Here is a 25,204-nt window from a genome sequence, read left to right as displayed (position 1 = left end):
ACCTCATATTAGATTTTAATAAATTTCATTCATATTATCCTCTATTATTTTATCAAATAAATATAGATTACTATAACTATTTTGAGTCTTTAACGTCTTTTTAATTTCAAATCTAAATATATCAATGAGATCTTGATCAAACATATTAGGTGCGATATTTTTTATTATATTTTTTTGTTTAATCTCAACAGGAACATCATAATATTTCTAATAATTATACATATATTGTAATACAATTGAGTACTCTGCTAAAAGATCCGGTGTTAAATCAGGTATATCTATTGGCAATTCTAAATGACTTTGACAGCTCGCCATATAAATAATTTCAGTTATATGTGGTACCTCCTTATATCTAAGCATTTTTTCAAAGAACTCTAATGCTCTTTTATAATTTTTTTCAAATATCAAATTTGATGCAATGTTTGAGTAAATTTCACTTAATTTATAATTTGGTATTTTTTCTGATTTAGCAATATTATCTACTTTTTGTATATATTCATCACGTAATCCATGTTCAATAACTGTATATAACATAAAATAATAATTATAAAGATCAATTAGACGTATATAATTTTCCTTACTTAAGAAAATCATCTCTAATTTATTTAATAATTGCATTAATGATATGTATTGATTTGTAGTTATATAATATTTTAAAACAAAGAATTGCAAGAACAAGCATTTCTCATTAATCATTTCAAGTTTCTTTATTGCAGTATTATATATGTTAGGATCATCAAGAGCATCTATAGATTTTCTTGTCATGATTAAAAATTTCAGTATTATTGAATATATAGGAGGCATTATACCTAATAGACTCTCATATCTTAAAGCAATACCTGTGGATATTGTTAAATCATCGATATAATATTGCCTTAAATTCTTGAATATATTATATAGTTCTGAATAATATACATAATTTCTAACACGTTCGAGCAAATTTAGAATTTTGTCACAAATCCTGCCAATGCCCTCTAAATCAAAATATTCAATCGCCTCATACAATGGTTCCATCATCATCTCAACAGCAGTGTCAACTTCGGGGAAATAATCAAAACGCAGCTTCAATTTAGCAAGTAATTCATCATATACTTCATCAGAACGACTACATTCGCCACTTTCAATTCTTTTTAAGGTATTGATCGTACAAATACCATCACAAAATCTTAATAACGTATACTCATTCTGTGTATTATGACGTTTTTCTTCACGGTAGATCCTTATTAATTTACCAATGACACGAATTCTGTTTTTGTTTTTAATTCTCACTAAAATTCTCCTCTACATAATCACTCCCCCTCACATAAGTATAAAGTATTTTCCATTTTTTGGAAATAGAATTAACAGAAAAGCGATTGAACTGAATTATTTCAAAAAAACAAAGAAAAAGAGCTATTCGCTCTTTACTAAAAACATTGGTAAATATTCCATAACATGAATAACTTTGTTCAAAATACGGTATATATAAGCAGCTTCTTCTTCACTTTTCGGCGTCATGGATTGGCTTTGTGACAAGGTATTCATACTGCGATAGGTCAATATATTATAGAAATGACAATTGGCAGCCTGTAGATATGGTATAGCTGTTTTAGCCGCAGCATAATTTTCTGTTTTCAATGATAATAGAAAACGTACATAACAATCCATTGCTGAATGCTGATCATATTTCTGTAAGAGCTCTTTGCAACTCTCATATTCTTCAAAATACAAAGACAGCGCATAAAGATAATGATGTACACAGAAGGCATCAGAAGGATTTAGATTTAAAATTTCCTGGAACTGTTGTTGAGCTTTGCGCATACAGCCAGCTTCATAAAGTGCGCACGCATAAGTGAACTTAATATGAAATAAAGGTTTTGCCTGCTCAATAGAGTAAAAATCATCTACCTTGCGTAAGAAAAAATCTTTACCTAAATTCATAGTAGCTAATTCCATTCCCTCTTTATAACGCTGTATTCTTACTGCATGATCTTCTTCATAGGTTCCAAGCATCATATAGGCCTCAATACAGTCTTCACATATATCTAATGCTTCATAAGCTATTTGCTGTTTCTTCTGCCAGGAACGAACACGCTTACTCTCTTCAAGCTTTAATAAAGCCTGTTGATAGGATTGTTCATTTTTAGTATAGCCGACATGACTTTCTTCTAGAAATGCATCAAGACTCATTTGAAATGTCATGCCTATATCAATAATGTCAATTTGCTCTTTCATACTTACCTCAATTCATTCATAACCTGCGTAATTAAAAAACAGATGTCTGTTTATGTAAAATTTTTAATGTGTTGTAACGCCCATCGCTGATTGATTTCATGAAATTTTTTGGTATCTTCTTCTGGCATGCGTTGCTTAACTTGCAGATAGGATTCCCATGTTAGGGCTAATACATCTTCTTGATCATTTTCTGTATAAGAAAACCAAATCGTTTCACTTTGTTTATCCCTATCTTTATAACGAAGTGTATTAGGATAACGCTGTTGTTTCTTCAGATAGATATAAACTTTTAATTTCAGAATCTCGATGACTCGATCGTCGAAACCTTCTTCCAATATATGAATCTTTTCTGCAATGTCACGAGCATCGGATATATAACGTTTCGTGGCGGACATATCTGCATACAGGTGATGATCCACCGCTTTCTTTTCTTTTTCTGATTTCATCAATAAGACAAAATGATGTTGTTTATCCGGATATATACAAGTATGAAAAAAAGATATGCGTGTTCCACATCTTGGACAGGTAAACGCATAGAATTCTTCCTGTTCCAATTGTTGCTTTAAATCTGGTTCAAATTCCGGAATTACTACGGTATCACTAGGCTTGTGCGTATGCCAAAGACAAGTCGGACATGTTATTTCTACTAAGATCGATTTCATTAAATCACCAACTATGTACATTATACACGCTTACGCCAAAAAGTCACGTACTACCTGTCTCTACCTTATAGATACCAACACCTTAGTAAAATCGTACCTATCCATTCCTTTTCTTTATCAACTTTTGTAAGAATTTGATGAATATTAACAAAACTTCATAAAAAAGGCTTTCAATCCGTCCTTTTTCTATATTATAATAATGGTTGTTACAAATGAATAAAGTAAAATTACTATATGAGGTAAAGCAATATGGAAAAGAAAGAAAAAAATACCCGTAAACGTAGTCTGATTATTGACATCGTTTTACTGGCAATCATGCTGATTGTCAGTGTCATCAGCTTTTACATCGCTTATACGTTTGGTCTGATACCAATGAAATGGATAACGATCTTTGCCGTTGTTGTCGGATGTAGTTTCCTCATCCTCCTTCTTTTAAACTTTAAGAAACTTCCTACATGGGGATTGGTCATGAAACGTTTTGTATTGATCGTCTTAACGGTATGTATTGGGACGTGCGGTTATTTTCTGGATAAGTCGCGAACGACCATTAACAAGATCAGTAAAACGACTGTGAATGAAGATGGCTCAACAACCAAAAAATCTAAAATGTTCGTCGTTGTGAAAAAAGACGCTGATATCCAAAACTTAGACGATTTAAAAGATCAGACGATCGGATTCCAAAATGGCAGTGATGAGGATAATGCAACTTATATGAAAACATTGTTGCAAAAAGAAATTTCCTTTCAAGAAAGAGAAGAAATGGATTATACGGCTTTAATAACAGATTTAGAAAATAATGCTGTAGCTGCTATTGCCATGAGTGAAACTTTCTACAACATGTCAGCGGCCAATATTGATAAATTCTCGGAAGAAACAAAGATCATTGAAACCTATGAACGCGAATTAACAGACAATCAAAAGAAACATAAGGATATTACAAAAGAAACCTTTACCGTTTATCTGAGTGGTTTGGATAATGTAGGCTCTCCGGATCAGCAGACACGTACCGATACCAATCTGATTTTAATCGTCAATCCGCGAGCAAATCATATTGATATGGTGTCCCTTCCAAGAGATGGCTTTATTCCAAATACAGCGACCAACAATGTCAATGACAAATTCACCCATACGGGAATGTATGGAATCGATATCAGCGTAGAAACCTTACAGCAGTTCTTTGGTATTCCTATTGATTATTATGCCCGTGTCAGCTTCAATTCATTGATTCAAATTGTTGATACCATAGATGGTATTGATGTTGATGTTGAGATTGATTTCTGTGAACAAGATGAGAACCGCAGTTTCAAAAAAGATGATCTCATCTGCTTGAAAAAAGGCGAACAACATTTAAATGGAAAACAAGCCTTGGCATATTCTCGCCATCGTAAAACCTTAGGTTATGATAATCCAGGACGTGAACGTGCTCAACAACGGATCATTAAGGCTATTATCAATAAACTTGTTTCCCCTAGTGCTATTACTTATGTAAATGAATTACTGGAAATTGCGCCTAATTACGTGATTACAGACATGCCAGCAAATCAGATTACTAAGTTTGTTTCCAGCGAATTAGAAAATATGAAACCTTGGACCATCTCTTCTATTTCCAGTGATAACGGTGTTTATGATACACGCTATGTCGCAAGTATCGCGGAAAGTGAAGGTAAAAAGGATGTATACCTGTTTAACAAAAATGAGGTTCATGCCTTACTGAATGCTTATGATGGCGCCAGCAAACAATTGGAAATGAAGGAGTATCACTTTGATCTAACAAACCTTTATAAAGATACACCAGCTGTTAACGATGATCCTAACATTGTTTGGGATAGCATGGCAGACGATCCACATTAATGTTTGTATGCAAGAATGACACACGTCATTCTTTTTTTATACATAAGCGTAGAACAAGCTATACCGAAAAGAAAAGCAGAGAAATCTCTGCTTGCATAAACATTATTCTGTATCAATTTTTCAAAGTTTCATCATTATAAGTACGATGGGTAATCTTATGCAACCAATCCTTCATCATCGCAATATCTTTTTCATCATTTAAGATATATTCCATGATCAAGGTATCCTTGCCACAATTAAACTGTGCAACAATATGAAGATATTCTTCTAACTGTTCAATGATACCCTTTCCTTTGACATCTCCATCCTCAATCACAAAACTTTCTAATGCATTTTGTGGATTGCTCAGCATTTCCAAATAATCCTCAACATTCTTTTCAAATTGATAAACATTTGCTTTGATTAGCCATCGCCAAGGTTCATCACTGGTTTTATACGGAGCCATGAAATGCAATGTTTGTGTACTGTTATCAAAACTATTTTCACTGCATCCATCCACTGGTATGTTCCAATTCCCAAAAGGATACCATACCAGATGGCGGCGATATCCGATATTCGCAATCGGCTCATCTACACCATGATGAATCAACTTTTCGCGCATCAGACAATCACACAATAGTTCATATATATCTAAAGGAAGGCCAATCGTATCATCTGCCTCATATGCAGCTTCTAAGTAATCAATGATCGTATGCGCAATCTTATCTGTAGTCTCATTCATTCCACTGTATTCATAATAACAATCTTTCCATAATAAAGCAATTGCACAATTTTTATAGTACTGGGCATCGCGCGCTAAATTGTTCCATACAAAGAATCGCTGTGCCAGTTCTTCAATTTCCAATGTTTTAAACGCATGTACAGAAAGGTATCCCATAGGTGTAACGACCCTATCGGCTTTACTCATTGGCTGATAATCATCACTGCGCCAACAAATGCACAGATTTTTATATTCTGCAACATGCTCCTCTACATACGTTGCGATATCCTGCAGCCAGCGATAAAAATAGTTATATTTCAGTGTTTCAAAATTGCGTTGTTCATAATACTTGGTGGGATCACTCACTTCAAAAGGCCATTCACTTTCCGCTATTACATCATCAAAAAAACGGCATGCGAAAGCATGAAATCCGGGACCGGCGACATTTGTCTGCGCCGTCAGAGTGATAAAACAGCCTTCATAACTGCATTCAATATAGCCCTGTGGACAGACTTCAATATTCACAAAAGTATCAAAATCTTCAAACTTTAATTTCTTTTCCTCACATTGTTTTTTTAAAAACGCACTAAATTGCTCACGTTGTGTTTCTTTTTCTAATTTACCTTCTAAGACAATTTCAATTGACATAATGACTCCTTTCATGACATTGTGTACATACCTCTTCCTTTTACGATTGGTTGAAAAAGGAACTGATTACTCAGCTCCCTATTCTACTGCTAATACTCGATAAACCGACTTCATTTCGCCCTCAAAAACCAGATTTCGTTTGGTGTAATCGTAAGAACGATTGAAATCATAATCCATGATCTTCATAACCTTGATACGCATTTCTTTCTTTAAAGCACTTTCTTTTAAATCCGTCTTTGCATAACTGACACTTACCTTAAAAGTGAAACCATCACAAGTTGTGTCATTATATACAAACTGTGCTTCTTCGCTGCTTTCCACCTTCACCGCACTTACTTGCGGAAGCGCATCCTTTCCATATTCATTTACGATGGTAGGATAGTTGCCATAATAATATGCCTCGGCAAACTCTATGTATTCACGAATACTGTCACTTGGCAGATATTGCAGACCACCAATGTCACTGCGTGACTTTTTATTTGCTAAAGTGAAGAAATCATAAACAAAATTAACGGCAACCTGTTTGGCCTCTTCTTCACTGATCGCATGATCTGGATTTTTCTCAACAGCTGCACTTAAGGAATTAAATGCTTTGATTTGTTGTTCGCTTGGGTTTAACGGTTCAACATATCGATCATTTTTAATAAGTTTAACTTCTTCCTTTTTTGTCTCACTATCACTGCCTTTTTTATCATTCTTTTGATCATTGGAACTGCATCCGCCAAGAATTAGTAGGGATACTGCAGCCATCGTCAAAACCAATTTTTTCATTAAAGGTTTCATACTTTACCTCCACAACTATAGTTAAGTATACCACAGATGATAAATGAAAGTACATCTGCCTCCGTAATTTTTAAGAAATCCTTAAGCAAATTACGTAAAAACAGCATGCATTGCTACACTTGTTCAACACATGCCGCCTTTTTCATCTAAACATTTTTGATCAGTTCTTGTATCCTTGTAAGCATATCTTCCTTATATAAACCGCCGCCTTGGGCAATGCTGGATCCAGCATTTCCCTTTAAATGATACGTATCCGCAAGCATCTCATACACTGCCTTCACATCCAAACCATTGCCTGGATTTGCAGCAACGACAATATGCGCATTATCATACATCTTGCCAATCAGAATTACCGCCTTCTGATATGTATCACATAAGAAGGAAGCCATTTTTACTAACGATTTATTATCAATATCCTCAAACTGTTCAATGATCAGCTGTTCTTCTCTTTGCCCCAGTTCCTTAGCCAGCATCTTATAGTATTTTTGTTTCCAATCACTTACTTCATTATGAAGTTTCCGCGTTTCATTAATGATACGTCCCACACCGGTATCTAAATATAGATGCGAAATTGCTAATGAATGACTGACTTCATCCAACACCTTATAACGGCGTTCTACACAATCCAATAACTGATCACCGACTAGATATTTGATTTTATACCCCTTATTGGTTTTCTCAAAACCACGAATAAACAACAATTGTAAATAACGTAAAGAAGGGACGTGCATACAACCACATAACGTATAATCTAGGGCTCCGATGCGAACGATACGCAAATCGTCACGCATGACATCCTTTTGTGGCAGATGTGCCAAAGCTTCTGCTCTTGTCGGATATAAAATACTGACATTCAGATCATCGCGAATAAGTCCGTTACATAGCACTTGCAATTCAATTGCCATTTTTTCATTGAAATCCGGAAAATCAAATTCCACATCATTTTCTTCATCCCCGACATGATGAGCAAGGGTGTGTACCTTATAAACATTACTCAATACAGCACTGATAAGATGCTGTGCCGTATGTATTTGACATTTACGGAAACGTTCATGCAAATTGATGCTCATAAAAACAGCACCTTCTAACTTCACATCCAGCAAATGCCATAAATAGCCATCTTTTTTCTTAAGACCAAGTACCATATGGTTATCCATCATTCCAATATCACTTGCCATACCGCCACTTTCTACATAGAAAATCGTATCTTTACAGGCATGCCAGTATAACCCGTTTTCTTCCTCAACCTTAAGAACCTTGGTGTTTAATTCGGTTTTAAAGCAATTATCATAAAGTTTATTATACATAAGCGTTCCTCCTTTTTTTATTATCTTTAATTTTATCACAAATTCATCATTATTTCACGGCTATCCTTTCTTTATAATATGTGAAATCATGGGTTTCTATGACTATGCCATATCTTGTACGATACATCGCTTTCATGATATTGAAAATTTTGTATGAATCCTAAATCTTGCATGTATAAGATTTATGAACAAACGTAATCATTTGTTTTCTTTTGAAATTCGCCTAATCATCTTGAGTTTGTAACATATCGTGATATAATGAATAGGCAAATCACAAGGAGTGGTAGAATGAATCAGGTTGCTGAAAACTGGAAAGATTATGAGTGCATGGACACAGGAAATGGCGAAAAACTGGAACGTTGGAAAGATATTATCTTACGTCGTCCTGACCCTCAGGTTATTTGGCCGATTGCTGAAGAAGATGCGCTTTGGAAACAGCCTCATGCCCACTATCATCGCAGTAAATCCGGCGGTGGCAGTTGGGAATATAAAAAGAAGTTTAAAGACAGCTGGACCATCGAATATAAAAATCTTCGTTTTAAAGTTTCACCAACCGGATTCAAGCATACCGGATTGTTTCCTGAACAGGCAGCCAATTGGGATTTCATGATGGATAAGATCAGTCATGCGGATCAAGATATCCGTGTCTTGAATCTATTTGCCTATACCGGCGGTGCCACAATGGCATGCGCCAGTGCCGGGGCAAGTGAAGTCGTACATGTGGATGCCAGTAAAGGGATGGTAAATTGGGCGAAAGAGAATATGATGCTCTCCCATCTGCAAGATCGCAAGATTCGCTTTATTGTTGATGATGTCTTGAAATTTGTTCAGCGTGAAAAACGCCGGGGCAGAACCTATCATGCCATCATCATGGATCCCCCAAGTTATGGCAGAGGTCCTAATGGTGAAGTCTGGAAAATTGAAGAACAGCTATATCCTTTAATTTCCGCCTGTCTTGAAATCTTGGACGAGGATCCTCTATTCTTCTTGGTGAATTCCTATACAACAGGTTTTCCGCCAACAGTCCTTCACAATCTACTGCATGCTACCATTGCCCGTAAACATGGCAACGGTTATATTGAAGCCGGTGAAATCGGTTTGCCAATCACACGCAGCCAAACAATTTTACCTTGTGGTATATATGGAAGATGGGTTAAAGAATAAGGAGAGTTTAGGAAAGTATGAAACATTTTAAAACATTGGCACTTGCATTCTGTGCCGCTGCACTGTTAGTTGGATGCAGCACAAAAGATGCGAAAGAGGATGTCATGAAAAACACCAAATCCTTTATTGATGATGTGAAGGATAAAGTGAATGTAACTGGCGTAGAATATTATACCGGAGAAAGTCTGTTTTACAATGCAAGCGATAATGATCCACAGGTATTAGTAGGTGATGGAACAATCGTTCATATCAGTGTTGATACAAAGGATGGTAAGAAAGCTAACATGTACTACAGCATAAAAGAAGATGGCAAGATGGAAGAAATCGTAAAATTTGCCAAAGATGAAAAAGGCAAGGAAATCCCTGCCGGAGAATATGCTGTTTATTCTGCTGAAAACGAAGTAAAGGATTGGCAGAAATTATCAAAAGAAGAAGTCAGCGAAATCGCTAAATAAAGCAAAAGAAAACAGTATCTCATAGAAGATAACTTGTACTCTTGACAGTGTAGCCATGTGAAAGTGGCTATGCTTTTTTTATGCCTACACAATCATGGCGAATTATCATTTATTATAAGATATGGGTAGATATGCCATCTTCCTTTTCACATAGCGTCATTCACTGTATAAAAACCCCCTATAAGACTTATACGTTTTTTGTATGTGTCTTACAGGGGGTATGATGTTGTCCTTTTCTACATATCTATGAAACCTTTTATGATAGCAGTAATTGTCATGCCAAAATGGTCCATATCCTTTATATGGGTATACTACCTTACGTATTATTCCATATTGGCGTGACGGCCAAACATGGTATCACTTGTCATGTTGCGCTTTTCCATCAACATCATCACAGCAATATCCATGAAAATCCCTTCACTTTGCTCAAATAAAGACCCCATCGGCTGAATAGATTTGATATCTCCTTGTTTGGCACTCTTAGGTGATGGAGCACTGATTTCTACGACGACATCCGCCATCTTTGCTATCGTAGATTCTGTATTGATAGTAATTAAGGCGACACGCGCACCCATTTCTTTTGCCTTTGCGGCATGATTGACTAAACTCTTTGTCTCACCGGAACCACTACAGATGACCAATACGCCATTCTCTGCAATATTAGGTGTGCAAGTTTCCCCTACCACATAGCTATGAATGCCCATATGCATTAAACGCATTGCAAAGCCTTTTACTTGAAAACCACTGCGGCCGGCCCCGGCACAGAAAATTTCATCACCTTGATCGATCAAAGAAACAAATTGCTTTGCCGCTTCTTGATCAATCGCGGTTAATGTATGTGTTAATTCTTTTAAGACAATATCGGCATATTCTTTATTATTCATAATATACTCCTTCTTTCTTTTCTTAATTTCTAAATTGCTAGGTTTATCGAAGATGACGTTTCATTTCTTTCGCTGCTTCAGCACGCGCTTGTGCATTACAGATAGCACCACCAACAACGATAATGCCTGCGCCTTCTTCAACGATAGCATCAATGGTAGAAAGCTTTACACCACCGGCTACTGCAGATTGGGCATGCTGAATTACGCGATTCACAATCTTTAGTTCATCCAACGGATCTTTTCCACTGGATTGTACATCAAATGCCGTATGCACACAAATATAATCAACACCCATGGCATCAATCTCTTTTGTACGCTCTTCCAAATTTTTAACGGCAATCATATCAATCATAATCTTTCCATGATATTTCTTTGCTGCCTTTACAGCACCAAGAATCGTTTCATCATTACTGGCACCTAATACCGTAACGATATCCGCACCGGCTTTAAAAGCTGTTTCGGCTTCTAATTCACCGGCATCCATAATTTTGGCATCTGCCAATACTTCAATATCAGGAAAGTGTTTCTTAAATTCACGCACGGGGCGCATTCCTTCTTCGATGATAAAGGGAGTTCCCACCTCCGCAATATCGACACTGCCTTTAGTTTCTTCTAATAATGTAAGGCAATCTTCTAATGTTAATGTGTCTAAAGCCACTTGTAATTTCATATGCTGTTTCGCTCCTTTTTCTAACTGCTTATAGGATAGTACGTTTTCTTTTTAATCGCAATAATCACTTTTGTTTTTTTAAAAGAAAAAGCATTATTTCTTTGTTTTCATCTTTAATCACAAAATTTAACCAACTTTTACAAGCAAAAACCAAGCAATGCTTGACATGACACACAACTTGTCTTACGATGAAGAAAGCAAAACAAAGAATGGAAAAGGAGGTTTCTTATGTCAAAAAATACCGATACCAGAAGAGATGAAATTTATCGCCTTATTTTAGCAGAAGGCTCTGTTCGTGTGAATGAGTTAGCTGCACGCATGGAAGTCACAACGGAAACGATTCGTAAAGATCTGAATGTCATGGAAGAGCGCGGATTAATTGTCAAAACACATGGCGGTGCTGAAATCTTAAACAGCTATTATCAGTTGCCTTTGGATGTGAAATTGAATGAACATGCTTATGAAAAACAACTGATTGCAAAAGCGGCATTATCCTATATTCGTGATAATTCTATCATCTTTCTTGATCCAGGCAGTACGACCTTATATCTGTCTAAATATTTACGTCTAAAGAAAGGCTTAACCGTTGTTACCAATTCATTGGCGATTGCGGAAATCATCTCCGAAACACAACATGATCTTATCATTGCTGGAGGTAAACTGCAAAAACGGGGAAAATCAACCATTGGAACCTTTGCGACTCATATCATCGATACAATTGTATTTGATACTTGTTTTCTAGGCTGTGATGGTTTTTTGAATGGTCCGACAACCTTTTCTCATGAAGAATTGGAAGTAAAACAGCATGTCTTAAAACGCAGTGAAACCAGCATCCTATTGTGTGACTCCAGTAAATATCAAAAGCATTCTACCTTTACCTTTGCACAGTGTCAGGAATTTGATGTCATGATAACAGATGCAATCAGTGAAAAAGATGCTGCCGTTGTCAAAGGCATTGCGAATATCATCGTAGCAGAATGATCAATTGCTTTTTAACCTTTCAAAATTGATAGATTACTTTTTCCCTGAATAGTTTTCATCTAGTAGTACTTATGGTATAGTAAGGGTGTTAAAAAGTGAGGTTTTCTTATGAATGTAACATTATTAGCTACCATCCTTGCCATTAGTTTTTTTAGCATTGGGGTTTATGCATATCGTCGCAAAGAAGCCATGTGGTTTTGGTCAAGTCCCACCTATCAACAATTAACGTTTCATGATCCTGTTACATTTAATCATAAAACTGGTATCATGTGGATGTTGTTTGGCATTGCTTTTTTCCTTCCTGTACCATTTCGCTATTTCCATTTCTTTAAAGAAAACATCTTCATCATGTTATTATCCTGTATTCTGACCATTGGCTTATTCGTGATGATGATCTATTGGCATCATTTGTATCAGATACACCGTAAATAAGCCTTACATAAACTGTTTCTTTATATAAACGATAAAAAAGAAGTCTCTTTCATCGTGTGTGCAAGCAGCAATTAAAACACGCTATCAGACTTCTTTTTTTGACTTATGCTATTTATTTATATCATTGTATCCTTTTTCTAATCCTGCTGACTTCTAACATATAAAGATATTTAGTCATCCATTTGCTGAATATGGGCGATAATTTGTTGCATGATTTCTACGCGGTGAAAAGGCGTTATTAAATAAAACCCATCCACAAAGGATACCATTTCATCAATGGTTGCCTTCGCTATCGTAACCGCCAACACTGCCGCTTCTTCCCTGTTTTTATGCTCATAGCGAGATAAGATGGCATCATCTACTTCAATACCGGCAATCTCATTTTTCATATACAATGCATTGCGATAAGAGACGATAGGCATCACACCACCTAAGATCCATGCATCCAATTCACGATGAGCCTGTTGTAAATTTTGCAGACCCTTGGCCGAATGAATCGGCTGTGTTAAAAAAGCTTGTACACCCTGCTGTATTTTTTGTTTCGCTTTTAATAGCTCCTGCTTAAAATTTGCAGCATTCACATTTAAAGCGCCAAAAATCAAAAAAGGATGAGGGAAGGTAGTTTCATTTAAGTCGCGTATATAACCAGCCAATAATTGTGAGTTAAAGCTGAATACACCTTTTACTTCCTGACGATCTGCCGCCGGTATAGGATCTCCTGTTACGACCAACACATTATAAATATCTTCAATATTTAACCCAAACAACAAAGCTTTTGTCGCATTAATATTACGATCACGACATGTCATATGCGGTATGACATCTATGCCTAATTCACGGTGCAATTTGCAGGCCAACAAAGAACTATCTACCCGTGCACGGGCAATCGGACAATCGGCAATCGTAATTGCGTCTATTCCCTGCTCCTTGAGATATTCCGCATCATTCATAAATCGTTCGATACGGCAATCCATGGGTGGATCAAATTCTACACATATGACTTTTTCTTTTCTTTGTAATTTTTTGCGCAAAGGATTGCAATCCTTATAAAGAACCGGATCATTCGCTGCCGGTGTGGGAAGTGATAACACAGCTTCTTCTTGTAATCTTTCTTTGATCTTTTGAATATAAGAAGGCTTGCTACCGCAGCAGCCACCCAAGATACGAACACCCATACTGCTGATTTTTTCCATTTCCTGCGCATAATAGCTACTATTATCACGAAAATACGTATGGTTGGCTAAAATTGTCGGATAACCGGCATTTGGCATGATAAGAATGGTATCTTTCTTTGTATCAAAATACTTCAATAAACGGCGCATATGCATCGGCCCGCAAATACAATTCAAGCCAAAGCCATGAATATTTTCATCTTCATGTGCTGCTTTCACCAATTTTGTCAAAGGTACCCCTTGCTGCGTATAGCCATCTGCTGTCACAGCAAAACTTACTAGTACGCATACATGGGGACAACGTTCTTTCAGATATGCTGCTATTTCATGAATACCATGATCATTAGGCAAAGTTTCAAATAGAAAACAATCTGCACCCTCTTCTAAAAAAACATCCACCAATTCTTTATATTGCGTAAAAGCACTGCGCGTTCTCGTCTCTACACAGGGACCGATATCCGCAAAGACAGATGCCTGATAAGGGGTTGCTACGCGCTTGGCAATACGATAGCCTTGCCTTAACAACTCTTCTCGTTTCGCCTTACTACAATCCAAGACTGCCTCATTCATCGCAAAGGTATTTGTTTTGATGGCATTTGCTCCCGCCTTCAGATATTCTTCATGAATAGCAGCCACCCGTGTTGGAGCTTTTACATTCGCCATTTCACAAGGCTCTTCATTGCCGTATAAGGATGCATAATATGTACCAAAAGCACCATCAAATAACAAGCGCTTTTGTTTCATGAACAATGGATGCATCACCCAAACACCTCCTTTGCGATATCTGCGCTTGCTTTTGCATCTTTTGCATAATAATCAGCCTGCACTTTATCCGCATATTCTTGACTGACAACAGCCCCGCCAATCATGATCTTACAAGGATGCTTACATGCATGCAGTGCTTGAATCGTTTCTTCCATAGCAGCGAGTGTCGTCGTCATTAATGCACTTAATCCAATCAAGGGTATTTGCTTTTCGACTGCCGTTTTTACAATTATATCTACTGGAACATCTTTTCCTAAATCAAATACCTGATAGCCGTAATTTTCCAAAACGACTTTTACAATATTTTTTCCTATATCATGAACATCACCGCGTACCGTTGCCAATAAAATTTTGCCTTTGGTGATGGTCGTCTTTCCTTGCCGTTGCAATTGCTGTCTAATTTCATCAAAAGCGGCCTGTGATGCACTAGCTGCATTGATAAGCTGAGGAAGATATAGTTGCTTGTTTTCATACAAATTTCCTACCTTATCAAGTGCCGGTATCAGATACGCATCAACGATCGTCAATGGTGTTTCCTTTTCCAATAACTTCTTACATAATGCTCTGGTTTCTTCCTTTAAACCTTTTTGAATCGCCATATCTATCGTGATGCCAGCTTTTTCATTCCCTTTATTTTGTTCACCATCTTTTTGCTCAGCAAAGCGTTCAATATACGCTTGGGCATCGACATCCAAACCATGCAATACGCGAAAACTATACACTGCCTCCATCATCGCGGCATGATTTGGATTGATAATCGGCATATTCAATCCGGCGCTCAAAGCCATGGTAAGAAAACTCTGATTTAATAAGAGGCGTCTTGGTAAGCCAAAAGAAATATTAGATACTCCTAATACTGTAGGTACCTGTAATTTTTCTTTCACCATATGTAATGTTTTTAATGTTTCAATGGCGCTTTTTTGCTGCGCAGATACCGTAAGTGTCAGACAATCAATAAAAACTCGTTCTTTTTCTATATGATATTGTTGCGCTGTAGTAAGAATGCGCTTTGCAATTTGATATCGTTTTGAGGCATCGTTGGCAATCCCTTGTTCATCCAACGTCAACCCTACCACATTTGCCCCATATCGCTCAATGAGCGGTAAAATCTGTTGCATGCTAGATATTTCTCCATTCACTGAATTTACGATAGCAATTCCATTATATATCCGTAAGGCTGCTTCAATAACCGCTGGATCTGTAGAATCAATTTGTAAAGGAACATCAACCAACGTCTGTAAATGACGAATTACTTCCACCATCATCTGTTTTTCATCAATTCCCGGCAATCCCACATTTACATCCAACACTTCCGCACCTGCTTCTATCTGTTCCATAGCAATCGCTGCAATTTCATCTAAATCATGATCAAGTAATGCCTGTTTCATCCGTTTATTTCCGGTTGGATTAATGCGTTCTCCAATGACCCGCACCCCATCCATTGTTACACATTTGGTTGGTGTACAAACACAGGATGGTATTTTTTTCGCAACCATTGTTCCTGTCATAGCGTGCTGTTTTAATTCGGCAATAAATGCAGGCGTTGTACCGCAACAGCCACCTATATAACGGATAGGCAAATGTGTAAAACGCTGTAAACTGTTCGCAAACTCATGTGCTTGCATCGCATAAGTATTTGTTAATGGATCCGGTAGCCCGGCGTTTGCCTTGACAATGAGAGGCAGGTTTGTATACGCGGCCATTTCTTCCACGATTGGCAACAGCTCATCTGGCCCCAATGAACAATTGACGCCAACGGCATCGACCCTTAAACGTTCAGCTAACAAGGCAAAGCTGGCAGCACAACATCCGGTAAATGTACGATGATCTTTTTCAAAACTCATGGTCACAAAAATTGGCAAATTGCTATTCTCTTTCGCCGCTAAAATAGCTGCCTTAACTTCCATCAGATCACTCATTGTCTCAAACACGATTAAATCAGCACCCGCTTGTTGCCCGGCCATTACCATTTCCTTAAAAATATCGTATGCTTCATCAAACGTTAAATAGCCATTTGGTTCCAGTAATTCGCCAATCGGTCCTATATCAAGCGCTACTCTTGTTGTTACATTGGCTGCTTTTTTAGCTTGTTGGATAGCCGAAGTTATAATTTTCTGTACACTAAAACCATTCTTTTTTAATTTTTTACGATTTGCCTGAAACGTATTTGCATAAATGATATCTGCACCACTTTCCACATACGCTTTATGAATACTTGTCACAATATCACCATGATGATATCCGAATACTTCGGGCAATTCTCCCGGTGTTAATCCTTTTTCCTGCAGCATGGTTCCCATCGCACCATCTAATAATGTTATCATCGCCTTATCTTTCACAAACAGTTCCTCCTTTACGATATTCACAGTGTTCTTTCAATGCACATACGCGACATCCGCGAACGATAGCTGGCTGTACTGTTTTCGCAATGCCGATAATCGCCGTAACACTTTTTTCCGGCACTAGCATGCAGGATTCACTAACGTGTAAACCAATTTTTCGCTCAGCATCTACTACCTGTAAAAAAGTTTTTTGTGTACTCACTGGCAAATCTCCATAACCACAAGAAAAACGATCGGTCAAGAACGCTTGTCGTTTTGCATATTGTCTGCGAAGCTGTTCATTTACATCATCACAAACTGCTTCAATCATTGCATTCGCACAGGCATTATACACATATGCTTTTCCCATATCACTGATTTCCAACGCACGTAGGCGCCTGTCTGTTTTAATCCCTAAGGTAGCGGCCATGATGATAACAGCATGGCTTTCTTTCAATAAGGCCTGTATGCTCTTCCCTTGCAGTTTTATATAACGGCATTGATGATTTTCTAATGGAAGTGTTCGATAAATGACCTGACATCGCACATCTTGATTAAGAAGTGTCATCATCTCTTCCACTTGCTTATGAAGAAGTTCATCCATCATCTGACTACCCAGATAATGTAAGATATCTTCTTCCTTCACCTTTGGCGGTTTCCATAGCATAAAAAAGCCTCCTTTCAAAAAAACTTTCATCCTTAGGACGAAAGTTTATCGTGTTACCACCTAATTTCATCACTGTTCTTCAGTGACCTCATGAAGCATACCTATGCTCCTGCCTGTAACGCAGCATTTACGCTTTTTTCTACCATATCGAAAAAAGTAGCTCCAAGACCATCTTCTCAGGACATTCCCTAATCTTTTTTCACCATGGCAAGATTCGCTGTATAGTTCTTATCCTGTTACTCTTCTCTTCAACGCATTTTATTGCCTAATTTTACCATTGCGAATCACATTCGTCAATAAAGAGCGATGAAATATATAACATTATATACAATGATTCACTCTTCAAATACTAAAGGTAAAATCCTTATTGTGAACATACCACTCTGTATCTTAAACTTTACTGAAATATATCCATCATTGCTATATAAAGAAAGTAAAGGTCATCCCTTATGATAAGGGATGACCTTTCTTGGTGTATTTACTGCTGAAATATATTCTGCCTTTTATCTGGCGCGAATACCAACATACTTCGTATATTCACCATATTTTACTTTATGTGTTGATGACCAGTAATATGGTCTTACACGATAGCGATATACTTCACCTGCTTTTACATTCGTATCATTGTATGTTGTTCCTTTTAAGACACTTTTCATAGTTTCCCATTTCTTTGTCTTGTTGTTATAACGATAAACATTATAGCCTTGTGCTCCTGGTACTTTATCCCATGAGAACTGTATTTTACCTACATAAGATTTAACATCTTTGATTTTTGTCTCTTTCAGCATCATACCTTCAACAGAACTGCTGTATGGTCCAAAGAATGCGACACCATTGACTCTACCATATGGTAAAACACGATATAAGTAACGTTTTCCAGCAACTGCTGCTTTATCTGTATACGTTGTTTTTGTGGTGGCACCCAGATACTGCCAAGCTTTCTTAACATTATCATAGCGATAGATGCTGTAACCACCTACACCATTTACCTTATTCCAAGAGAACTTCAATTGTTCATCTTTTTGTGTAACACTGCTCAGTTTTGTACTGTCAAATAATTTTGCCGACTGTGCATTTGAATACTTACTGATTACTGTTTTTCCATTTTTCTTGTAGTAAGCTTTTACACGATACGTATCGATTTCACCCTTAGGCTGATCTTTTAACTGTACAGTGGTATTCTTAGTCCAACCAATATTTTCATATTTCAGCGTTTTACGATTATAATGATAAATATTATAACCAGTAGCATCGCTTACTTTATTCCATGTTAATGTCAAGATACCCTTGCTGGCCTTGATTTGATTCAATTTAGGAGCATTTATTGCTGTAGGTACTGGTTCAGCTTTTGTTTTCAACGTCTTTGGTTTTGTATAGTCACTATAATGGTTTGTTCCATCAATGGTTACAAATGCTCTAACCTTATAAACATACGTTGTTTCCGGAGCTAAATTCTGTAGTTTATAAGAGGTTTGCGTCAAGGTTGCAATCGCTACATATTTTTTCGCTTTTGTATCAAGCTTATAAACTTTGTATCCTGAAACGTTGCTTACTTTATCCCAAGAAATTGTTGCTGAAGTATGCTTAATATCTGTTAATGAAACATTCTCAGGAGTTGTGACAGTCAATGCTTTTGTTCTTACTTTATACGTCGTTGTATAAGAACTATAATAAGTTTTACCATCAGCTTTTGCATAAGCTCTGACTTTAAATGCATATTGCTTATTAGGATTCAAGTTTTGTATTGTACAAGAAGTTGTTTTGACTGTTTTTGCCAAATCATATTTATTTGTTTTCTCGTTATACTGATATACTTGGTATCCTTCCACATCTGCTGCCTTATCCCATGATAAGGTTAAAGCATCTTGTGTGACATTGCTGCTTGTAACATTTTTAGGAGCAGCAACAGCTAATACTTTCGTTGTCACGTTAAGTTCTTTACTATCAGAACTATAATAAGTTTTACCATCAACATTTAGATAGGATCTTACTTTGAATTTATACTTCGTAGATGATGTTAACTGTTTCACAGTATAAGTATTTACATTAGGATTATCAAATTTTTGAATCATCTCATATGCTTTTGTTTCATCACTATATTGATATAATTCATAACCCGTTATGTTAGAAGCTTTATCCCAAGTTAAGGTTGCTTCATGCATGGTAACATCGCTCGCTGTCATACGTTTTGGATTTTGTACAAGGATATCAAAGCTAAAATACTTTCTACCTGTAATACTTCCACGATGTCTATCTACAGCATCACCGATATTTATTTCAATTGGAATAATTTCAAAATATCCCTTGCCTGGCAATACATTATTAACAGCTGGTTCTGAATCAGTAGCATCTTTTCCATAATGTACTAAATATTCAAAATCCGCGCCTTGTCTAAATACTGTCTTCTTGCCCTTTTCATCCGTATAACTAACGACAATCTTTGGAGTTCTCTTGCCACCGGTATAGTAATATCCATCATATTCCGTAGTAACATCAATCTCATCAACACTTACCTGTCTCCAGCCACATACCTTACAAATTCTAGTGCCATCTGGCTGCGTTTCATATTCATGAAGAGGTGCTCTTGTTCCGACAATTTCTTTATATTCATTCGCTGCAGGACAGTAATATTTCGTACGTTCACGTATCATACAGCTTGGGTCATCATGATACACAATTTCTACATCTTCGGAATAACCATCTGCATTAAAGTAGTACATGGTATCCGCAAATTGTTTCCAGCCGATCTGTTTCTGACCGCCCAAGAATCCCATATATTTACCGGTTGCTTTATCTTTAGCGATACCTGTAAATGATTTCAGGCTAATTGTTTCTTTACAGTGAATACAAACAGCATAGCCATCAACAATTTCATATTCATGTCCATCTTTATCACATTTGTATTCTTTGGTTCTTGTATAAGTATCCAAGATGTTTCCATTTGCTTCGCGTGCTTCAATTGTGAATTCTTTTGTCGTAGCTGAAACACTCATATATACGCCATCAAATGTTGTGATATATTTGTCAAATTCGAAACCTGTATCTGTAGTTGGATATGTCTTATCACCAGTTGTTCCACTAATCAAATAGACAGTTCCATTGTCTTTATCAACTTTTCCACCTTTTAAAGGTTTCGTACGATTATACGTATGATCATGACCTGAGAAAACAAAGTCAATACCAGCTGCATCACATGCAGGCGGAATAATTTTATTGATAATGTCATTACCACCGGTTGGATTGGTGTAATATGCAGGCTGATGAATTGCTAAAACTTTCCAAGTTGCATCACTCTTTTTAGCGTCTTCTACAAGCCAACTAGCTGCACGATTTAGCCTATTCGTATCTTTCGTAAAGTTGATTACCGCAAAATACATATTGCCATATTCGAAGGAATAGTAATCACCATTGTTTTCACTTGGTATATTATAAATAGCCTTACTGTTATCGCCAGTTAAATCTCCTTCATATTCATGGTTACCAAAGACATGGATCATATCAAGACTATTAAACAATTCTCCATAAAGATTTGCAATACCATCCCAATATTCAAATTTTGCGCCATTATCTACTGCATCACCTGTTTGCAATCCAAAATCATATTTGATACCATTGTTCATTAACGCATCAGCAATACGGTTGGTTCTATCCATATCCAATGTCTGGATATCACCTAATACAAAGAAGTTTACGTTCTTATTTTTGTATGGTGTTGTAAATGATTTCAGATCTGACCATTTATCACCGTCACCAACACGATAAACATACGCTGTTCCAGAACTTAAACCCGTTGCAATTACGCTATTTAAACGGAACGCATGGTTATCTTCCACGTTTGCGGAACCATCAAGTTTAATTAATTCTGTCGTTCCGGTTACATTCTTAAATGCCTTTTCTTTGTTTGCATCAAAATCAGCCTTAGTAGCTATCTGCATAATGGCTTTGTTTTGTGATTTAAATGGATCTGTAAACCATGTAACACTCTTTTGTGTATTAACATCTTTACTTGCATGGCTCATAACGTATTGTGGTGAGCCATCCTCATTTCCTGCTATAGCAAAACTATAATCAGTTAAGATGAAGGATACATCTTCGCCTTTTTTAGCATAGATGGAGAACATAGCAACAGCCTGGTTTAATGCATCTGTTTCTATATAGCCATCCGCATTTGTGGTACCTAACGATTGGTTAGTATCCACATTGAAAATTTCTGCACCTTCAACTGCTTTTCCACTAGCATCTACAACATAAATTTTTCCGCTCATTCCAACAAACATCGTATCTGTTTTCAGTGTTAAAGGCGCAATGATTTCGATACTAGTTTTTTTCGTTGAGAATGATTTTGCATAGTGTTCCGGTTTTTCACTGTTATAAGTCGCTTGACCACTTTGTACTAAATAAGTTAATTGAGTACCTTTTTTAACATCACTTGGCATTTTCAAACGAATGGTTGCTACGACTCCTTCACCGGTAACGGCAGCTTCTGTTTTTCGTTTCCCTTTTAAGGTAAGTACTCCCTTAGCACTATTATAGGAATCCTCTACTTTTCCAAAATCTTCATTCCAAATGATTTCATAATTTTGAGCAAATTCTTTCTTTATCGCGATTTTGGTAGTGATTTCATCCAGATCTTCTAAGCGATTTGTTTTGATTTCCAGATCATAAGGTTTATTTAATACTGGATTTTCCGTTGTCGCAGGCTCTAGGGATAACGTTGTATGCTTTGCGTTCTCACCTTTTACCGTAAAGTAATGTGTTTGCTCTGTTTCATTACCACCCTTATCACGAATAACGGTTCTGATGGAATGTACACCATTTGCCAGTTCCATATCATACAGATAAGAAACGTTTTTACTGCTATCTACAATAAAGTTATCCGCAAATATAGTACCGCCTGATTCATCTTGTCCTTTAACACCGACATTAACACCATCAACATACATACGGATTAGATCATATTCCATTCCTTTTGTATATTTATTTTCAACATCATGGAAAGTACTCATGAAGGAAATTTTATTACTTGTGATAACATCGTTGTCACCAAATGTTTGGAATTTTTGATTGTCTGTACTATATTGTACCTTGTCAATGATAGGTGAATCCGTATCATCTACATTCGTACCGTAGACAAATTGCATGTTATCCAAATAGATTTCACCGGCTGTTTTGCTTCCCATCTCAATGCCTGGAACATACATGATTCTAAAAGTAGCACCTTTAGCCAGTTTAAATTTTGTTGCCCCTTTGCCAGTCAAATCCGCTTCTAGGTATTTCCATCCCGTCCAGTTGATTCCGGCATCTTCTTTTGATACATGCGAATGATCCGGTAATTCCTGATTCGTCTGATAGGTAAAGTCAACATACATGCTAGAGCCAGCCTCTACCCATTCACCATTTGCCTGCTGATAAGCTACCTGTCCACGCAACCAGAAATTATCAATACCTTCAGGCGCATATACCCAAACACCGATTGCTGTAGGTGAACCTGGTATTTCATAATTATCCTTTGTACCAAAATAAGCACCACGGGTCGTATTCGCTGAATTCGTGAAGTCATAAGATAATTTTAAAGCATTTTTACCCATTCTGACTTCGCCTGTATCGATATCAACAATTTCTGCTGATACTCCGGTATCTTCAGCACTTGCCATAGTGATAAATGGCGTATCTTCACCATCATGTCCGATTTTCCAATATTCTTTTGCAGGAATGATCGTTTCTTCTCCTGTTTCTTCATTTATTTGTTTCTGATCTTCAAAATCCCATGCAACAGTAGGGAGCTTACCAACGATGACATGAATACTGCCCTTTACATCACGATTATATTTTGAATAACCGGTAACGGTTCCTTCCAGTGTCTCACCATCCGATGTAATAAACGTATTTCCATCGAAATGACCCATTTTTGGATTAGAAACTTCCCATTCAATATCTCCGCCTTTGATATGCACATTACGTTTTTGCCAGCGAACCTCTAGTCCTAAAGAAGATTCCGCTTCAAAGCCAAGACTTATTTCTTCTGTCTTAAACGAAATTTCATCAGGATGACGCACTTCGATAGATGCCGTTCCCACTACTCTTCCTTGATACATCTGGTTTACAACAAGCGTTCCTTCTTTATCTTTTAAAGTAACAACTCCGGTATTCGCATCGATAGTACCAATACTTTGATCTTCAACAGCCCATGTAACCCCTGCTGGCATTGGTGCTTCTCCACCGCCGCCATCAACACCGGTCGCATTGAATTTCACCGTTTGATTTGGAGTATATACTTCATCATTTGGCGAAATAGAACTATGGTCAAATTTTCCATCTTTCACACTTGTCGATAGGAATAATAAACCGCTGGAAACAGCACGTAATTTACCATCAGAAGGATTATTGCGTGCTTCTAAAGCATTCGTTCCCTCGTATCTAGCCATATATGTAGCACTTCCGCCACCATCTAAGTTAATGGCCGTTACACAGCCAGCAGCAGCTAACAAACTAGCCATCTCTGGAACAGTGTGTCCAGATGATTGATCAGAAATACCATGTGTGGTAAAAGTAACAATAGAGCCATCTGCCTTTAAGCCGATTGCTGCTCTTGTCATTCTTACCATATCAGGAATCATTTGCGGCTCGCCATTCTTTACTAAGAATGGTCCACCACCAACAGCCTGTTCACAGTCATCCATTGGCTGACTGGCATCACGTATCTCTGCTTTTCCTTCTTTTGTAATACAAAAATATGTATCGATTGGTTGTTTGATAATCTTGCCATTCATTACCAGGGCACCCTGTGGTTCCCCTGTCCCCATATGGAAGAAGTCAGCATTAACTGCCGCAACTACCGTTTCATTTTTGATACCATTTTTCTTCATGTAGTCTTCATAGCCCTTGGCCTGTTCTGCCATCGTAGCTAATTCCCATGAAGATGCATCATAATTAGAACCATAACTTGCTACTACTTTTGTTGGAGAATCTTTTGACATCTGGACTTCCATCATGTAGTCAATCTGCTGTTTATCTCCTTTTGTAGTATTCGTAACGATTTCCGTTTCACTGATACCCGGTGCTATTGTTTTATCTGTTTTCTTTACTAAAACATAGCCATCAGGTAATTTGTCGTTATTAACATTGATCTTAGCATGTGCTTGTTCCATTTGAAATGAAAAAACAACATTAAAAACCATGATGAATGTCAATACAAGACTTAAGCCTTTTTTCAACCTTTTTCTCATGAACTTTCTCATCCCTTCTCCTTTACCCTGGAAGCATCAAAACATTTTTATAATTCTAACCATATAAAAAAATACTAAAAATGTTGCGAACTTCTACTATAATGATATAATAATTAGCCTCAATATTCAACTGTCTTCCGTTTTTTCTAAGCCTTTTCCCACAGTAAAAACTAGCCCAGAAATGGTGCTGTATATTCTTTTGACTTAGCTTCTCATACGATTTATTTTAATTGCTAGACGAAACAATCTTCCTTTTTTTTATTTTTTCATTCGGTAAACAAAAAGGGTTCACTTCAGTTCTA

The 25,204-nt window shown here is 36.9% G+C and carries 17 protein-coding genes and 1 other annotated feature; of the genes, 5 read left to right on the top strand and 12 right to left on the bottom strand.

Annotated features, from left to right (window positions below; genetic code table 11):
• Positions 1-207: 207 nt before the first annotated feature.
• The 3 genes from AC1VS3_RS06435 to AC1VS3_RS06425 form a co-directional block, all read right to left on the bottom strand.
• Positions 208-1,269 (bottom strand): hypothetical protein, encoded by a 1,062-nt coding sequence (locus tag AC1VS3_RS06435; RefSeq protein WP_481275552.1) that lies wholly within the window; start codon positions 1,267-1,269, stop codon positions 208-210.
• A 123-nt stretch (positions 1,270-1,392) separates the two neighbouring features.
• A complete protein-coding gene (locus tag AC1VS3_RS06430; RefSeq protein ID WP_117548134.1) occupies positions 1,393-2,214 on the bottom strand; it encodes a hypothetical protein in 822 nt (273 codons plus the stop codon).
• A 50-nt stretch (positions 2,215-2,264) separates the two neighbouring features.
• A complete protein-coding gene (locus tag AC1VS3_RS06425) occupies positions 2,265-2,876 on the bottom strand; it encodes a CpXC domain-containing protein (protein WP_117548132.1) in 612 nt (203 codons plus the stop codon).
• A 249-nt stretch (positions 2,877-3,125) separates the two neighbouring features.
• Here AC1VS3_RS06425 and AC1VS3_RS06420 point away from each other — a divergent pair, with 249 nt between their 5' ends.
• Positions 3,126-4,727: an LCP family protein gene (locus AC1VS3_RS06420; RefSeq protein ID WP_117548131.1), complete on the top strand. Its 1,602-nt coding sequence runs from the start codon at positions 3,126-3,128 to the stop codon at positions 4,725-4,727.
• Positions 4,728-4,839: 112 nt separating this feature from the next.
• Here AC1VS3_RS06420 and AC1VS3_RS06415 read toward each other — a convergent pair whose 3' ends face one another.
• From AC1VS3_RS06415 to AC1VS3_RS06405, 3 genes are all read right to left on the bottom strand, one after another.
• On the bottom strand, positions 4,840-6,075 hold the full coding sequence (locus AC1VS3_RS06415) for a hypothetical protein (protein WP_008687064.1): 1,236 nt from the start codon (positions 6,073-6,075) through the stop codon (positions 4,840-4,842).
• Between the two features lie 78 nt (positions 6,076-6,153).
• Positions 6,154-6,858, bottom strand: coding sequence for a hypothetical protein (locus tag AC1VS3_RS06410; RefSeq protein ID WP_008687061.1), 705 nt, complete (start codon positions 6,856-6,858; stop codon positions 6,154-6,156).
• A 146-nt stretch (positions 6,859-7,004) separates the two neighbouring features.
• Entirely contained in the window at positions 7,005-8,165 is a 1,161-nt protein-coding gene (locus AC1VS3_RS06405; RefSeq protein ID WP_008687058.1) for an alanyl-tRNA editing protein, read from the bottom strand.
• A gap of 288 nt (positions 8,166-8,453) precedes the next feature.
• Between AC1VS3_RS06405 and AC1VS3_RS06400 the strand changes: the two genes are divergently transcribed.
• Together AC1VS3_RS06400 and AC1VS3_RS06395 are read left to right on the top strand one after the other, a co-directional pair.
• Complete coding sequence (locus AC1VS3_RS06400) at positions 8,454-9,329, top strand: class I SAM-dependent methyltransferase (protein WP_008687056.1); 876 nt, start codon at positions 8,454-8,456, stop codon at positions 9,327-9,329.
• Positions 9,330-9,346: 17 nt separating this feature from the next.
• Entirely contained in the window at positions 9,347-9,784 is a 438-nt protein-coding gene (locus AC1VS3_RS06395) for a hypothetical protein (RefSeq protein ID WP_008687054.1), read from the top strand.
• Between the two features lie 323 nt (positions 9,785-10,107).
• On the opposite strand, the gene hxlB is transcribed toward AC1VS3_RS06395, so the two are convergent.
• On the bottom strand, positions 10,108-10,668 hold the full coding sequence (hxlB, locus tag AC1VS3_RS06390; RefSeq protein ID WP_008687052.1) for a 6-phospho-3-hexuloisomerase: 561 nt from the start codon (positions 10,666-10,668) through the stop codon (positions 10,108-10,110).
• A 43-nt stretch (positions 10,669-10,711) separates the two neighbouring features.
• Positions 10,712-11,338, bottom strand: a complete 627-nt coding sequence (hxlA, locus tag AC1VS3_RS06385) for a 3-hexulose-6-phosphate synthase (RefSeq protein WP_119983397.1) — start codon at positions 11,336-11,338, stop codon at positions 10,712-10,714.
• Between the two features lie 228 nt (positions 11,339-11,566).
• Between hxlA and AC1VS3_RS06380 the strand changes: the two genes are divergently transcribed.
• Together AC1VS3_RS06380 and AC1VS3_RS06375 are read left to right on the top strand one after the other, a co-directional pair.
• Positions 11,567-12,319, top strand: a complete 753-nt coding sequence (locus AC1VS3_RS06380; RefSeq protein WP_481275551.1) for a DeoR/GlpR family DNA-binding transcription regulator — start codon at positions 11,567-11,569, stop codon at positions 12,317-12,319.
• A gap of 108 nt (positions 12,320-12,427) precedes the next feature.
• Entirely contained in the window at positions 12,428-12,751 is a 324-nt protein-coding gene (locus tag AC1VS3_RS06375) for a sodium:proton antiporter (protein WP_132224931.1), read from the top strand.
• A 170-nt stretch (positions 12,752-12,921) separates the two neighbouring features.
• On the opposite strand, the gene AC1VS3_RS06370 is transcribed toward AC1VS3_RS06375, so the two are convergent.
• The 4 genes from AC1VS3_RS06370 to AC1VS3_RS06355 all read right to left on the bottom strand — a co-directional run bounded on the left by AC1VS3_RS06370 (position 12,922) and on the right by AC1VS3_RS06355 (position 24,824).
• The gene (locus AC1VS3_RS06370) at positions 12,922-14,682 is read right to left on the bottom strand and encodes a bifunctional homocysteine S-methyltransferase/methylenetetrahydrofolate reductase (protein WP_008687044.1); all 1,761 of its coding nucleotides are present in this window, start codon (positions 14,680-14,682) and stop codon (positions 12,922-12,924) included.
• Entirely contained in the window at positions 14,682-17,027 is a 2,346-nt protein-coding gene (locus AC1VS3_RS06365) for a homocysteine S-methyltransferase family protein (RefSeq protein WP_008687042.1), read from the bottom strand. Before AC1VS3_RS06365 ends, AC1VS3_RS06370 begins: the two co-directional genes overlap by 1 nt.
• The gene (locus tag AC1VS3_RS06360; RefSeq protein ID WP_008687040.1) at positions 17,017-17,676 is read right to left on the bottom strand and encodes a vitamin B12 dependent-methionine synthase activation domain-containing protein; all 660 of its coding nucleotides are present in this window, start codon (positions 17,674-17,676) and stop codon (positions 17,017-17,019) included. The genes AC1VS3_RS06365 and AC1VS3_RS06360 overlap by 11 nt, the downstream gene beginning before the upstream one ends.
• A gap of 30 nt (positions 17,677-17,706) precedes the next feature.
• Positions 17,707-17,937 (bottom strand) — a binding site (T-box leader).
• Between the two features lie 242 nt (positions 17,938-18,179).
• Positions 18,180-24,824 (bottom strand): phosphodiester glycosidase family protein, encoded by a 6,645-nt coding sequence (locus AC1VS3_RS06355; protein ID WP_481275550.1) that lies wholly within the window; start codon positions 24,822-24,824, stop codon positions 18,180-18,182.
• Positions 24,825-25,204: the final 380 nt, after the last annotated feature.

Source organism: Longicatena sp., assembly GCF_982403165.1.
The sequence above is the reverse complement of the archived record's forward strand: the minus strand, read 5'-3'. Positions and strand labels throughout refer to the sequence as shown.

Bases quoted from the DNA above. Each gene is read 5' to 3' on its own strand.
- AC1VS3_RS06420 (WP_117548131.1), top strand. From the start codon at position 3,126: ATGGAAAAGAAAGAAAAAAATACCCGTAAACGTAGTCTGATTATTGAC.
- AC1VS3_RS06410 (WP_008687061.1), bottom strand. From the start codon at position 6,858: ATGAAACCTTTAATGAAAAAATTGGTTTTGACGATGGCTGCAGTATCC.
- AC1VS3_RS06395 (WP_008687054.1), top strand. From the start codon at position 9,347: ATGAAACATTTTAAAACATTGGCACTTGCATTCTGTGCCGCTGCACTG.
- AC1VS3_RS06415 (WP_008687064.1), bottom strand. From the start codon at position 6,075: ATGTCAATTGAAATTGTCTTAGAAGGTAAATTAGAAAAAGAAACACAA.
- AC1VS3_RS06375 (WP_132224931.1), top strand. From the start codon at position 12,428: ATGAATGTAACATTATTAGCTACCATCCTTGCCATTAGTTTTTTTAGC.
- hxlA (WP_119983397.1), bottom strand. From the start codon at position 11,338: ATGAAATTACAAGTGGCTTTAGACACATTAACATTAGAAGATTGCCTT.
- AC1VS3_RS06405 (WP_008687058.1), bottom strand. From the start codon at position 8,165: ATGTATAATAAACTTTATGATAATTGCTTTAAAACCGAATTAAACACC.
- AC1VS3_RS06370 (WP_008687044.1), bottom strand. From the start codon at position 14,682: ATGCATCCATTGTTCATGAAACAAAAGCGCTTGTTATTTGATGGTGCT.
- AC1VS3_RS06380 (WP_481275551.1), top strand. From the start codon at position 11,567: ATGTCAAAAAATACCGATACCAGAAGAGATGAAATTTATCGCCTTATT.
- AC1VS3_RS06360 (WP_008687040.1), bottom strand. From the start codon at position 17,676: ATGCTATGGAAACCGCCAAAGGTGAAGGAAGAAGATATCTTACATTAT.
- AC1VS3_RS06400 (WP_008687056.1), top strand. From the start codon at position 8,454: ATGAATCAGGTTGCTGAAAACTGGAAAGATTATGAGTGCATGGACACA.
- AC1VS3_RS06425 (WP_117548132.1), bottom strand. From the start codon at position 2,876: ATGAAATCGATCTTAGTAGAAATAACATGTCCGACTTGTCTTTGGCAT.
- AC1VS3_RS06355 (WP_481275550.1), bottom strand. From the start codon at position 24,824: ATGGAACAAGCACATGCTAAGATCAATGTTAATAACGACAAATTACCT.
- AC1VS3_RS06430 (WP_117548134.1), bottom strand. From the start codon at position 2,214: ATGAAAGAGCAAATTGACATTATTGATATAGGCATGACATTTCAAATG.
- hxlB (WP_008687052.1), bottom strand. From the start codon at position 10,668: ATGAATAATAAAGAATATGCCGATATTGTCTTAAAAGAATTAACACAT.